This is a genomic window from uncultured Parvibaculum sp., assembly GCF_963975745.1.
Lineage (GTDB): Bacteria > Pseudomonadota > Alphaproteobacteria > Parvibaculales > Parvibaculaceae > Parvibaculum.
In genome coordinates this window covers 28,388-41,581 of sequence record NZ_CAXBIB010000019.1, presented here as the reverse complement: position 1 = coordinate 41,581, position 13,194 = coordinate 28,388, and the positions used below count along the sequence as shown (strand labels likewise).

General features: G+C 64.7%; 10 protein-coding genes. 7 read left to right on the top strand and 3 right to left on the bottom strand.

Annotated features, from left to right (window positions below; all coding sequences use genetic code 11):
* Nucleotides 1-145 precede the first annotated feature (145 nt).
* Nucleotides 146-1,573, top strand: coding sequence for a hypothetical protein (locus tag AAC071_RS14195; protein WP_339833661.1), 1,428 nt, complete (start codon nt 146-148; stop codon nt 1,571-1,573).
* Here the strand turns inward: AAC071_RS14195 and AAC071_RS14190 are convergent.
* Both AAC071_RS14190 and AAC071_RS14185 read right to left on the bottom strand, forming a co-directional pair.
* The gene (locus AAC071_RS14190; RefSeq protein WP_339833658.1) at nt 1,570-2,586 is read right to left on the bottom strand and encodes a D-cysteine desulfhydrase family protein; all 1,017 of its coding nucleotides are present in this window, start codon (nt 2,584-2,586) and stop codon (nt 1,570-1,572) included. The genes AAC071_RS14195 and AAC071_RS14190 overlap by 4 nt on opposite strands.
* A gap of 2 nt (nt 2,587-2,588) precedes the next feature.
* A complete protein-coding gene (locus AAC071_RS14185; RefSeq protein WP_339833655.1) occupies nt 2,589-3,821 on the bottom strand; it encodes a CoA transferase in 1,233 nt (410 codons plus the stop codon).
* A 232-nt stretch (nt 3,822-4,053) separates the two neighbouring features.
* On the opposite strand from AAC071_RS14185, the gene AAC071_RS14180 reads away from it, so the two are divergent.
* On the top strand, nt 4,054-5,883 hold the full coding sequence (locus AAC071_RS14180; RefSeq protein WP_339833653.1) for an ATP-binding protein: 1,830 nt from the start codon (nt 4,054-4,056) through the stop codon (nt 5,881-5,883).
* Nucleotide 5,884: 1 nt separating this feature from the next.
* On the opposite strand, the gene AAC071_RS14175 is transcribed toward AAC071_RS14180, so the two are convergent.
* Nucleotides 5,885-8,044: an acylase gene (locus AAC071_RS14175; RefSeq protein WP_339833652.1), complete on the bottom strand. Its 2,160-nt coding sequence runs from the start codon at nt 8,042-8,044 to the stop codon at nt 5,885-5,887.
* 161 nt (nt 8,045-8,205) lie between these two features.
* Between AAC071_RS14175 and ccmI the strand changes: the two genes are divergently transcribed.
* The 5 genes from ccmI (at nt 8,206) to AAC071_RS14150 (ending at nt 13,137) form a co-directional block, all read left to right on the top strand.
* Nucleotides 8,206-9,072: a c-type cytochrome biogenesis protein CcmI gene (gene ccmI / locus AAC071_RS14170; RefSeq protein ID WP_339833649.1), complete on the top strand. Its 867-nt coding sequence runs from the start codon at nt 8,206-8,208 to the stop codon at nt 9,070-9,072.
* Nucleotides 9,073-9,145: 73 nt separating this feature from the next.
* Complete coding sequence (locus tag AAC071_RS14165) at nt 9,146-10,078, top strand: peptidoglycan-binding protein (RefSeq protein WP_339833646.1); 933 nt, start codon at nt 9,146-9,148, stop codon at nt 10,076-10,078.
* 113 nt (nt 10,079-10,191) lie between these two features.
* Nucleotides 10,192-10,674 carry a cytochrome c maturation protein CcmE gene (gene ccmE, locus AAC071_RS14160; RefSeq protein WP_339833644.1) on the top strand — a complete coding sequence of 161 codons (483 nt, stop codon included), beginning with the start codon at nt 10,192-10,194 and terminating at the stop codon, nt 10,672-10,674.
* Complete coding sequence (locus AAC071_RS14155; protein ID WP_339833641.1) at nt 10,671-12,659, top strand: heme lyase CcmF/NrfE family subunit; 1,989 nt, start codon at nt 10,671-10,673, stop codon at nt 12,657-12,659. Before ccmE ends, AAC071_RS14155 begins: the two co-directional genes overlap by 4 nt.
* A 4-nt stretch (nt 12,660-12,663) precedes the next feature.
* A complete protein-coding gene (locus tag AAC071_RS14150) occupies nt 12,664-13,137 on the top strand; it encodes a cytochrome c-type biogenesis protein (RefSeq protein WP_339833639.1) in 474 nt (157 codons plus the stop codon).
* Nucleotides 13,138-13,194: the final 57 nt, after the last annotated feature.

The window sequence follows — 13,194 nt, the reverse complement described above, 5'->3', positions numbered from 1 at the left end:
GGGGTCCGCTGCTGCAGCTCGGCCGGATGTTGGAAAATGGCGCGTTTCTGTCATTTGCGACGATACGGAACCAAATTTTAAGCATGGCTTCGTAGTCTGGGCTTTTGGGGGTGGCATGGGGACCGCCGAGTTCAGCCGAGACGTCATGGCCGATGAACCGAATACATCGCTGTCGCAGCGCCTGGCCAAATATCTGGCGCAATTGCCCGCGCCGGCCGTGCTGAAGCTTGCCTCGGGTATCGAGCGCGAGAAGCTGCGCGGCACCGCCGGACTTCCCTATGAGACTATTCTCTCCGGCCTGCGCCCGATTCTGGCAACCCTCCAGGGCAAACGGCCGGGCATGGCCGATCCGTTGCGCCGTCTCTGCCTGCCATTCGAGGATCTGCTGTCCAGTGCGCCGTCGATAGACCGCAGCCGCGGCGAGATTGCACGTGCTGTCATCGGGCCGCTCTGGGCGTGGCTTGAAACAGAGTTGCTGCCGGACGCTGTGCCGGACATGGCACGCCGGATTGTGGATCATACATTGAAGAGCGACACCGTCGCCCTCGATGCGGCTGTGTCGGTGTTGCACGCTTCAGTGGCCGCGGCCATTTCCGCGGAACTGGACGAAGCGCGTCGCGATGCGGCACGCCGCCGCGAGATTGAGGCGCGGCTCGGCGGCGAAGGTGGCCTTGAGGATGCGGCATCGATTGCGGTCGTCCTCTCGGTTGCCCCGATCATGCTGAAACTGCAATCGATCCTGCCGAAGCCGGTTGCCGATTTCGACGACGCCATGGTCGGTGCGGTCAAGGATCTATACGAGGAAGCGCACGAAAATTCGCCGGAAGCGGCCAATTATGTCGCCTTCGTGGCCATGGCGCGTCTTTCCGAGCCGTCGCAGATACTGCGCCTTGCGCGGAAGGTGGCGCACTACCGCAACGACATGCTGATCAGCCGCAGCGAACTTGCGGTCGTCGGGGAATTGTTGCTTGCCGACATGGACAGAATTGCCCGCAACGCCGAGGGCAAGCGTCCGGGACAGACGGATCTCGACCAGCTGCGTGAAGAGGTGCGGCGCTTTGCCCGCATATCGAAAGGCTTCACCACGGAAATCGACCTGCGGCGCCATGGCGAATGGGGACAGCGCCTGCTGGGCGCGCGTGCCCGCCTTTCGGCGGCGATATCGCAGGAAATGGCGCGCTTTGAGACTGACCTTCCACGCGCATTGCCGCTGCATCAGATCGGGCAGTTTGGACGAGGCGGGCCGCTCCGTCCCGACATCTCGTCCGCACCTGACCCTGTGCGCACGGCGCGCATGAGCGCCTGTCTCCGTTTCCTCGAAGGTCTTGCCCCGATCTGCGAAGCCGTCGGTGCGCAAAGCCACTGCCGGAGTATCCGCGCGCAAATCACGACCTATCTCAACACCTATGAAGATCGGTTGCTGGAGGAGATGCGGACGGCGAGCGGTACGGCGCGCATGAATGCCGAGGCCTTTGTCGAGATTGCGGCCAGCTTTCGCGATGCGCTGGGCGAAGAACGTCTGGCCGAATTGCTGCGCCGCCGCGCCGGCGTTGCCCTTCAGGCGGCGAGCTAGAATTCGTCTTCATAGGCAAAGAGGCCCGGCATCCCGCCGGTATGCAGGAAGACCAGCGCTTCGACATCGTCGTGGCGGCCGGCCAGCACCTGGGCGATGAAGCCGGCCATCGCCTTTCCCGTATAAACCGGATCGAGCAGCACACCTTCTTCGCGCGCGACAAGCTCGACTGCCGCTTTCATTTCCTCGGTCGGCAACCCGTAACGCGGACCGAGATGCGCACCGTCGAGCACCACCGCCCCGGCTTCGGGCGCCGCAAGTTCGAACAGCGCCGCCGTCTTGCCGGCCAGCGCGAGAATGCCGGCCGCCATGGCGTCATTGTCGGCGCGATAGACATTGATGCCCGCGACCGACGGCCCGTGTCCGCGCAACTGCCGTCCGACGACGAGGCCGGCTTGTGTGCCGCCGCTCGACGAGGCATGGACGATGCGGGCAGGGCCGGTACCGAGAGCATCGAGCGCGTCCGCGATTTCGAGATAGGCTGCCGTGTAGCCGAGCGAGCCGGTGGCGTTCGAACCGCCGACCGGCACCAGATAGGGCTTGCCGCCTCCCGCTTCGATCTCCGCCATCACTTGCCTGAACAAGGCGCCGGCATCCGCATCTGCCTGCTCGACGCGAACCTCCGCGCCGAGAATGCGGTCGAGCAGCAGATTTCCGGAACTGCGATAGGCGCGGCCCGCATAGGGCACGCTCTCGAACAGCACCAGCAGGCAGCGAAGGCCGGCCGCAGCCGCCGCGGCGGCCGTTTGCCGGGCATGATTCGATTGCAGGGCGCCGGTCGTCACCACCGTATTGCAGCCCTGCGACAGCGCCTCGCCGATCAGGAATTCGAGCTTGCGCGTCTTGTTGCCGCCGCCCGCAAGACCGGTGCAATCGTCGCGCTTGATGAACAGGCGCGGCGGTTCGGCATTCATGCGCCCCGACAGCGTGGCGCGCAGGCGCTTCATTTCGACAAGCGGCGTCGGAAGATGGGCCAATGGAAACCGGGGAAAGCGCGCGAACGGATCTGCCATGCTCAGATGACCCCATCGGCGCGAAATGCGGCGATCTCGCCGGGCGAATAGCCGAGCGCGCCGAGAATGGCATCCGTATGCTCGCCCAGAACCGGCGCCCGCTCGCGAATGCTGCCAGGCGTGCGTGAAAGCCGGAGCGGTGTCTCCATCACGGGCGCCGGTCCTGGCAGGCCGGGAAAATCGAGCGGCTTCAGATAGCCCATCTCGCGGATATGCCGGTCGTCCAGTGCCTGTTGCGGCGTGTAGACGGGACCGGCCGGAATGCGTGCCTTCTCGAGTTCGGCCAGCGCTTCCTCGGTCGTGCGCGTTTCGGCCCAGCGGGCCGTGCGTTCCGACAGGATTGCGCCGTTGTCGCCGCGCGCGAGATCGTCCTTGAAGCGCGGATCGGTGAGCCAGTGATCTTCACCCATCAGCCGCGCCCAGCGCTTGAACAGCGGCGCGCCGATCGCCTGGACCAGAATCCATCCATCCCTGGTGCGTACGATATCGGCCGGCCCCGCATAGGGCGAGCGGTTGCCGATCGCCACGCGATTGGTCTGGCGCAATTGCTGTTCGATCAGGTGAAAATTGAAATAGGCCAGCGCCGTCGAGAGCAGCGCACCTTCGACGACCTGCCCCTTGCCGGATTTCTGACGTTCCATCAGCGCGGCCATCGTGCCGAAGGCTGAAAGCGAGGCGGTGCCGAAATCGACCCAGGGTGCGTAGCTCTTGACCGGTTCGTCGGGATGGCCGGTCAGATAGGCCGCGCCGACCATCGACTGGGCGACGCCGTCGAAGCCGGTGCGTTCGCTATAGGGGCCGCCATGGCCGAAGGCCGAGACGGTGGTCAGGATGATGTCGGGTTTTGACGCTGCGAGGCTTTCATAGTCGAGGCCCATCGCCGTCAGTGTCGAAGGTGGCAGATTGGCGACGACCACGTCGGCCGTTGCGACCAGACGCCGGACAATGCCGCGGCCTGCCTCGGTCATCGGATCGAGCGTCAGTCCTTTCTTGTTCCGGTTCATCTGCAGGAACATCGCGCCTTCGCCGCCTTCGCCGGGGCCTGCGCCGGGCACGATCGGCTGCACGAACCGGTCCTCGCTGCCCTCCCGCCTCTCGATACGGATCACCTCGGCGCCCATGTCGCCCAGCAGGGCCGCGCAATAGGGGCCGGCAATGTAGCGGCCGAAATCGAGCACGCGAATGCCGCTCAGAATGCCTTTGCTCGGTTCGCCGCTGCCGCTCTGTTCCGTCATCTCGTCCGTCTCCCCTGACTTCCTGTTCTGTCTCGTTTTCGCACACCGGACAGGCGCGCAAACGATAGGCGGAGCGCCGGTCGCGAGAAAGGCCACAGCCGGAAATTTTGCATTTTATTTAGCCTTTGAACCTTACTGTACGGGCGCTCGACGAGTGGGGAGACGCGCCGAGCCGAAACATATGTGGAAAGGGAGCCGCGTGAGGGGGTCCGAGGACACGGCCGGAGATGCTTTGCCCGAACCCGGCGCGCCCGCGCCGGAGATCGAGCGTGCATTCCGTTGGACCGGCGAGTTCGTCGATCGGACGCTTGAGGCGGCGTTTGCTCGCGCAAGCTGGCCCGAGACGCATGCGCGCCTCCGCGCCGTCCTGATTGCCGTCTATATCTTTGTCTGCTGGGCTGTTTTCGATTATCTGCTGATCGGATTCGGCTGGGCCTTCATCGCATTGACGATTGGCCGTCTGGCAACGCTGGCGGCCATCCTGATCGCGCTCAAGCGCTACGCCAGCTACGAAAACAGCAAGCAGTTCATGTACGGTGCAATGGCGACGCAGGCACTCGTCGCCATCGTTGCGCCTGCATCGCTGGTGCTGGGCAATGTCGACTTTGCGGCCAGCCTGCTGGCGATTGTTGTCGTTCTCTTTGCCTTCTATATCGGTATGCCGACCGCCCTGGCATCGACGCTGGCATTCTCGGCGATCCTGAGCGTGAGCTTTGTGTTTATTTCTCCGTGGTTGGCTGATGTTTCGCTGGCCGCCATCGGGCAGATCGCCGCGCTCTTCGCCGTGGTCAATGCCATCGGCGTCGAAATGGTGCGGGCGGCGAACCGAATGCGCCGCAGCGGCTTCCTGACATTGATGCGCCAGCAGGAACTCTACGACCAGTTGAAGCGCGAGGTCGAAGTGCGGCGCGAGGCCGAACAGGCGGTTCGCGCAACTGAAGAGAGTTTTCAGAGTCTGTTCTATGCGGCACCGTTGCCGAGCTCGCTGGTCGACCCGGCCGACTACCGCCTGATGCAGGCCAATATCGCGGCGCTCAAGCTGTTCGGCATTTCCGAGGAAGAGGCCAGGGACATCGATGTCCGCACCTTCTTCGACGAGGACGATATCGATGCACGTCTCGAACGCCTGCTGGTCAGCGGCCGCGCCGGCGTTCCCGTGGAATTCCGGCTGAAGCGCCGCGATGGAACGCCGATCTGGGCATTGGTCTCGGCCGCAACGGTTCAGTTCCACGGCCGGCCGGCCTTGCTGATCGGTATCCAGGACGTGACCGCGCGACACAAGGAGGCCGAGACGCTGCGCGAGGCGCGCGACCAGGCGACGGCCGCCAGTCGCTCGAAATCGGAATTCCTGGCGAATATGAGCCACGAACTGCGCACGCCGCTGAACGCGATTATCGGATTCTCCGAAGCCCTTGAGCGCGAGCTCTTCGGTCCGGTCGGCAATCCGCGTTACCGCGAATATGCCGAAGACATCCACGACAGCGGTGTTCATCTGCTGAGTCTCATCAACGACATTCTCGATCTGTCGAAGATCGAAGCCGGTCATTTCAAGCTGCATGAAGACGAAACCGAGCTAGACCGCATGGTCGAGGCAGCGACACGCATCGTTCGCCACCGCGCACAACAGGCCAACATCGAGATCGAATGCTGTCTGCCGTCGCCGTCGCTCTTCCTGGTTGCCGACGAACGGGCACTGAAGCAGGTGCTGATCAATCTGGTGTCGAATGCGGTGAAATTCAGCCCGAATGGGAGCGTGGTGATAATCGAAGCGCAAATTTCCACCGACAGCCTGCAGATTGCGGTCGTCGACAAGGGCATCGGTATCGCCGAACACGACATTCCAAAGGCCCTGACACCCTTCACGCAGGTCGATGGCTCGCTGTCGCGCACGCATGAAGGCACCGGTCTCGGGCTGCCGCTGGCCAAGCATCTGACCGAACTGCATGGCGGTACGCTGACGATCGAAAGCGAACCCGGCGCCGGAACGACCGTCTATGTCGATCTGCCGCTGACGCGCATTGTCGGCCGCGATACGCCGTCGAACGAAAAGGCGGCCGTCTAGCTCAGCGCGCGCCAGGCCGGTAGCTTTCGACGATGTGATCCTTCAGGTCTTCTTCCTCGAACCGCACCGGCTTCGTCTGCATCGTCGCGAAGAGCGGCGCCTGATCGGCATGATGCGGCGACGTTTCGTCCAGCGTTGCGCTGCCGAACTGATGAACGCTTTCCGACTTCAGCCGACCGGAACGGTCCCATTCCACGAACATGATCAACGTGTCGCCGCCGCGTGCCGTCAGCGTCCCGTCGTCCTGCAATGCGCCGTAAATCGCCCGCAGTGTATCGGGTCCGCCGTCGACCGGCAGGTCGAGGTTGCCGCGTCTCAGACGGTTGACCTCGCCCCAGGCGGGATCGAGCCGGCCGTGATGGGTCTTGAGTGTTTCGATCGCATCGCGCAGCGTGTCGAGCGCCTCCGGCGCCGGCCGGCCGGCCAGACCGGCGCGCACCACGGGTTCGGCCATCAGCACGCCAAGCGCCGCACCGCGGTTTGCCGTGTCGGTCGCCCGGTCCCATCCGGCAAGAATGCGTTGCGCCTCGGCAAGGTCGGTGTCGTCGCCGGCATCGACTTGCAACACCTCGTCGATCAGCCGCGCCATGTGCGATCCGTCGGCATAGCCGAGATCGTATTTGTAGCGACGGAATTCGTCGGCTGAAATCGATCCATCGGCGCCCCATGTCGCCTCGGCGCGCATGGCCCGATTGGTCATGTCTGTCTGAATGCCCATCGCTGCCGGAAAGTTGTCCGGATTCAGATTGTCATTGGCCGCACTGGCGCGGAAGGGCGTGTTGTTGGCGTTGTAGAGATAGCCCGAATTGGGATTGTAAAGTTTGGGCACGGCGTCGAACGGCCGATAGCCCTGCCAGATCAGGTTTGAATCGTCGCCCGCCAGCACGCCAGACCAGTCGGGCCCGTCGGCGCGGGCTGGAAATTGCGCATTGTAGACATAGGCGATGTTGCCCTGCCGGTCGGCATAAATGTAATTGATGCTGGGCAATGCATGCAGCTTCATGGCCTCGATCCACTCACCGAGCTGCGTGGCCTTGTTGAGCGCATAATACTGTTCGACCTGTCGGATTTCATCCATGCCCGCATAGCGGACGGCATAGGCGCCGGCCTCGGTCTTCAGCACGGGCCCGTGTTCGGAAAACAGAACGTCGCGGTTGGCCGTCCACCAGAACGGGCCCCAGAGATTGACGCGGATTTCCGCCACCTTCTTCTCGAAGTCCCGCCATTCGCCGTCGAGAAGATACTGGTCGTCGTTTTCGGGATTGATCGTCAGCGCATAGATGTCGACGAGATCGGGCTCGTTGACCGTATTGGCCCAGCCGAGATGGCGGTTGTGGCCATGCAGCATGAAGGGCGTGCCGGGAAAGAACCCGCCCGCGACATGCCAGCCTTCCTCGCTTCGCAGAACAGCCTCCCACCAGGCGACCGGACCGGTGAAGGGCTGGTGCGAATTGACGAGAAGGCGTGTGGCACCGTCGGATGAACGCGCCGGGCTGACCGCGACGGCATTGGAGCCGACCGGCAGCGGTGTCTGGGTCGGCAGGAAGGCGTCTATCCCTTCCTTGGACAGGCCGCCCGCCTTGCCGATCCGCCCTTCGAAAATGGCCGTCAGTGTCTTGTCGAGCCCGTAGAAGAACGGTGTCTTGAACATGAAGCCGGCTGCAACATCCCGGCCTGTCAGCGGCAGGAAGCCGGGCGTGACCTTGTCCGGATTGAGCGCTGCATAGTAGTTGACCCCGTCCGCGTAAGCCTCGATGACGCGCCGAACCTCGGGACTGAGGTCGCTTTCGTAGCGCGCGTCCACCGTTTCCCATATGCGCATCAGGTGAACGAGATAGTCGGTGACGGCCGCCTCCGTGCCCTTGACCGCGGCGAGCGTGCCGCGCGTTGCGATGGCGACTTCCTCGATCGTCGCGTAGTCGTCCTCGGCATGTGCAAAGCCTACGCCGAACGCGGCATCGGCATCGGTCTTGCCGAGAATATGCGGAACGCCCCATTCGTCGCGCCGGATCACCGCGTCGTAGCCGGCGGCGCGTGCCATCAGCGGCGCCGGATCGAGAGGAGCGGGGGCTTCGATGGCAGCGCGCACCAGCACGATGGCCAGCACCGTCAGTGCAATGCCGGCAAGGCCGGACACGCCCGTCTTGAGAATCCGCAGCACCATTCCCTCCTGCGTGGCAATTCTGCGCGGGAGACTAGCGGCCGGCGGACGATACGCAAAGCACGCAGAACTGCTGGCCTGCGTCCCTGCGCCGCTTTTGCGCAGCGCCTGCAGCCTCTATACAAGGGGCATTCCGCAACGCCTCAGTGAAAGACGTCTCCTTGGCTTTTTCCGGCGACATCCTGCTCTTTGCGATGCTGGCCCTTCTTGCTGGCATTGTCGTGATTCTGCTGCTGCGCCCCCTGCGGGCGGCGGCCGGCGCCCGTGCCGACGCGGGCGAAAGCGAAGTCGCGCTCTATCGCGATCAGCTCGCCGAGATCGGCCGCGACCTCGAGCGGGGCGTGATCGCCGAAGCCGAAGCCGCCGCGGCGCGGGTCGAAGTTTCGCGCCGCCTTCTGGCCGCCGATGCGGCGCGGCAGGGACTGCAGGACGGGGCGGCAGGTACCAGTCCCCGCCGGCGCAGGATCATGGCGACAGCCACGGCGCTGGGCGTGCCGCTGCTGGCGCTCGTCATCTATCTGCAGGCCGGATCGCCGGGCCTGCCGGACCAGCCGCTTGCACCGCGCCTTGCGGTCCCGGCCGGCCAATTGCCGGTCGAAGCGCTGGTGGTCCGCATCGAACGGCGCCTGAAGGCGGCACCGGACGATCTGCAGGGCTGGGAACTGATCGCGCCGACCTATCTGCGCCTTGGCCGCTACGATGACGCAGCCGGCGCATGGACGCGGGCGATCATCATCGATGGGGCAACGGCCGAGCGCCTGGCGGCGCGCGGAGAAGCGCGCGTCTTTGCGGCCGAAGGGCGTGTGACGGCTGGCGCGAAAGCCGATTTCGAAAAGGCCGCCGCGCTCGATCCCGCCGAACCCCGTGCGCAGTATTTTCTCGGGATTGCCGAACATGACGAGGGCCGCAGCGATGCGGCGCTCGCGCGCTGGCGGGCAATGCTGGCCGACGCGCCGGACGACGCGGCCTGGGTCCCGGCCGTCAGGGCCCGGATCGCCGCTGTCGAGGCCGGGGCAGCGAATGAGTAATCCCCGGGTCTGAGACCCTGCGCTAGCATGGCGGTTGGCGCGCGGCGACAGCGCGTCTGAGCGGAGGGACATCATGCTGACCGAACTTCAGAAACAGACGGCCAAGGCCATCGTCAATGTCTTCGAGACCGGGCAGGCGCGCGGCGACTATGGGCGGGTCACGTTGCTGGCTGGCGACAGCGGTCACCTGACCTATGGCATGGCGCAGACGACGCTCGGCAGCGGTAATCTCTATCTGCTTATCAAGGCCTATTGCGCGGCCGCGGGCGCAGCCTATGCCGCGGCGTTGAAACCCTATCTGCAGCGTCTTGCCGATATCGATCTGCGTCTCGACAACGACATGACGTTTCGCGGCCTGCTGACAGATGCCGGCGCCGATCCGGTGATGCAGGAAGCGCAGGAGAATTTCTTCGACCGCGTCTTCTGGCGGCCTTCGGCCGAGGCGGCATCGAAGCTCGGCCTTGCCGAAGCGCTTTCACACGCCATCATCTATGACAGCACGATCCACGGTGCCTGGGCGCCCATGCGCGACCGCACGCTGGTGAAAATGGGGCAGCCGGGGCGCGCCGGCGAACACGCCTGGATCGCGGCCTATGTGAGGGAGCGGCGAAACTGGCTGGCAACCCACCCCAACAGACTGCTCGGCAGGACCGTCTATCGCATGGACGCGTTCGAGACATTGATCGGGGCGAAGAACTGGCAGCTTGCGCTGCCGGTGACGGTGCGCGGCGTCAGGATTGAACCCGTGATTTTCGACTACCGCCCGCCGGTGCCCGTCTCGGCCGTCGATGCGGCGACGCGCAACCTGCGCCTGACGACGCCGCACATGACCGGTGCGGATGTCCGGTCGCTGGAGGAGGCGCTGGCGAAGGAAGGCTATGCGATCAATGTCGACGGCGTCTTTGATGAGGGGCTCGAACGCGCATTGAAATCCTTCCAGCAGGAATACGGCCTTTTCGCCGACGGTATCGCCGGGCCGGCGACGCGGATGATGCTGGGGCTTTGAGCGGGATTCCGGCGAAATGCCCTTTTGCCGCGACCATTTAGCGGTTTGATCGGCCCGGGCCCCCGGCTATATCTCTCTTCCCGGAGCCTCGCGACCGAGATAGAGGAATCGTCATGACGCGCAAGCAGCGCCGCGCCGCCTTCATCGCCGTCGGTCTCGCCATTCTGGCGCTGGCTGTCGGGCTGGTGCTTTATGCAGTGCGCGACAATATCGTCTTTTTCTACAGCCCGAGCGACGTTGCCGAGCGCGAGATCGCGCCGGGCCAGCGCATCCGCCTCGGCGGCCTCGTCGAAATGGGCTCGGTCGAAACCCTTCCCGGCGGCGAGGCCCGCTTCAGGGTCACCGACATGGTCGAAACGATCGCGGTCTCCTATCGCGGCATTCTGCCGGACCTGTTCCGCGAGGGGCAGGGCGTGGTCGCCGAGGGCGTGCTGCAGGACGATGGCCATTTCGCGGCCGACACCGTTCTGGCCAAACACGACGAGACCTACATGCCGCCCGAAGTGATCGACGCACTGAAGCGCAGCGGCAACTGGCAGGGTGAGGGAGCCGAAGCCTCGCATGCGGAGACCTACGGTCAGGGCGCCTATCCATGATTGTCGAGATCGGCCATTTCGCGCTGGTACTGGCCCTTGCTGTCGCGATCGTGCAGACGGCCGTTCCGATGCTGGGGGCGCACCGCCGCGACGCGGCGCTGATGGCTGTTGCAGTCCCGGCCGCGTTTCTGCAGTTTGCACTGGTGTCGCTGGCCTTTGCGGCGTTGACCTGGGCGTTCCTCGTTTCCGATTTCTCGCTGAAGCTCGCCTACGACAACTCGCACTCGGCGAAGCCGCTGATCTACAAGATCTCCGGTGTCTGGGGGAACCACGAGGGATCGATGGTTCTCTGGGTGCTGATCCTCGCGCTGTTCGGCGCCATGGTGGCGCTGTTCGGCCGCAATCTGCCGGACACGCTGCGCGCGCGCGTCCTTGCAGTGCAGGCATCGATCGCGGTCGCCTTCCTGCTTTTCATCGTCTTCACCTCCAATCCCTTCATCCGGCTCGACCCGGCGCCCTTCGAGGGCACCGGGCTCAATCCGCTGCTGCAGGACCGGGCGCTCGCCTTTCATCCGCCCTGGCTCTATGCCGGCTATGTCGGCTATTCGATGACCTTTTCCTTCGCGGTCGCCGCACTGATCGAGGGCCGCGTCGACGCAAGCTGGGCGCGCTGGGTGCGGCCCTGGGCGCTCGCCGCATGGCTGTCGCTGACCATCGGCATCGCGATGGGTTCCTGGTGGGCCTATTACACGCTGGGCTGGGGCGGATTCTGGTTCTGGGATCCGGTCGAGAACGCCTCACTGATGCCATGGATCGTCGGCACGGCACTGCTGCATTCGGCGATCGTTGCCGAGAAGCGCGGCGCGCTGAAGAGCTGGACGCTGCTGCTGGCGATCATTGCGTTTTCGCTCTCGCTGCTCGGCACCTTCCTCGTTCGCTCGGGCGTTCTGACATCGGTTCACGCCTTTGCGGTCGATCCCGAGCGCGGCATCGTCATTCTGGGCATCCTGATCTTCTTCGTCGGCGGATCGCTGGCGCTCTATGCCTGGCGCGCGCCGCTGCTGAAAGGCGGCGGCATCTTCGCCCCCGTCAGTCGCGAGGGCGCATTGCTGGTCAACAATCTGCTGCTGGCAGCGGCGACGGCTGCCGTCTTTTTCGGCACGCTCTACCCGTTGCTGCTCGATGCGCTCGACGGACCCAAGATCACGGTCGGACCGACCTTCTTCAATCTGACCTTCGCGCCGATCTTTGTCGCCTTGCTGTTGCTGGTTCCGTTCGGCCCGTTTCTCGGCTGGAAACGCGCCGATCTTCAGGGCGCTGCCGAGCGATTGATGGTGGCCGCCGGTCTCGCCTTCGTGGCGATGCTGATCGCCTTTGCCTTGATGTGGGAGGGGCCGTGGCTGGCCCCGCTCGGCATGGCGCTCGCGGTCTGGCTGGTGGCCGGCGCCGCGTCGGAAATTGCCTGGCGCATCAAGCTGTTCACCATTCCGCTCGGCGAGAGTCTGGCGCGCGCGCGCCGGCTGCCGCGCGCCGCCTGGGGCATGGCGCTGGCACATGGCGGTCTCGGCATCGCCGTTGCGGGGATTGTCGGTGTCACGGCGTGGCGCGCCGAAACGATCGTCGCACTGGCGCCCGGCGAGAGCACGCAACTGGCCGGCTACACCTTGACGCTCGAAGCGGTCGGCATGCGCGACGGTCCGAATTTCGAAGCGACGACCGGTGTCGTTCGTATCGACCGGGGCGACCGTTTTGTCGCGCGACTGATGCCCGAGAAGCGTCGCTTTCCGGCCGAACGCCAGGAAAAGACCGAGGCCGGCATTCATACCAACTGGTTCTCCGACGTCTATGTCGTGCTGGGCGATGTGGCGGGTGAGGGCAAATGGGTTGTGCGTGCCTATCGCAATGCCCTGGCGCCATGGATATGGATCGGCGGCATGATCATGGCGCTCGGCGGCGCGGTGTCGCTGACCGACCGGCGCCTGCGTGTTGGCGCACCGGTCAGCGCGAAGGCGCATTCCGGCGCAAGGCCCGTGGCGGCGGATTGACGCCATGCGCACGATACTCGCAGCCATGCTGTTTCTTCTGGCCCTGGCGCTGCCGGGCCATGCGGCGCTGGATCCGGCCGAGATGCTTGAAGATCCGGCCGCCGAGGCGCGCGCCCGCGCGATCTCCAAGGAGCTGCGTTGCATGGTCTGTCAGAATCAGTCGATCGACGATTCCGACGCGGAGCTTGCGCGCGATCTGCGCGCCGTGGTGCGCGACCGCATTCGTGCCGGCGACAGCGACGAGGAAGTGTTCGATTTCGTTGTCGAACGCTATGGCGATTTCGTGCTGATGACGCCGCCTTTCACGCCGGCGACCTGGCTCCTCTGGTTGGCGCCGGGTCTGGTGCTGATCATCGGCGGCGGCGTTGCGCTGCTGGTTCTGCGCCGGGCGCGCGGGCGTGCGGAAACGCGTCTGACGCCCGAGGAAGAAGCCCGGCTGGCGGCGCTGACAGGGCCCGAAACGGCGGACAGAGGCTGAGAACTCCTGCCATCTTTTGGCCTTACAGATTTGTAATATTCCAGACATGAATTGGTA

Excerpts from the sequence above, each read along its gene's own strand:
- AAC071_RS14195 (WP_339833661.1), top strand. The coding sequence starts at position 146 with ATGGCCGATGAACCGAATACATCGCTGTCGCAGCGCCTGGCCAAATAT.
- AAC071_RS14190 (WP_339833658.1), bottom strand. The coding sequence starts at position 2,586 with ATGGCAGATCCGTTCGCGCGCTTTCCCCGGTTTCCATTGGCCCATCTT.
- AAC071_RS14185 (WP_339833655.1), bottom strand. The coding sequence starts at position 3,821 with ATGACGGAACAGAGCGGCAGCGGCGAACCGAGCAAAGGCATTCTGAGC.
- AAC071_RS14165 (WP_339833646.1), top strand. The coding sequence starts at position 9,146 with ATGCTGACCGAACTTCAGAAACAGACGGCCAAGGCCATCGTCAATGTC.
- ccmE (WP_339833644.1), top strand. The coding sequence starts at position 10,192 with ATGACGCGCAAGCAGCGCCGCGCCGCCTTCATCGCCGTCGGTCTCGCC.
- AAC071_RS14155 (WP_339833641.1), top strand. The coding sequence starts at position 10,671 with ATGATTGTCGAGATCGGCCATTTCGCGCTGGTACTGGCCCTTGCTGTC.
- AAC071_RS14150 (WP_339833639.1), top strand. The coding sequence starts at position 12,664 with ATGCGCACGATACTCGCAGCCATGCTGTTTCTTCTGGCCCTGGCGCTG.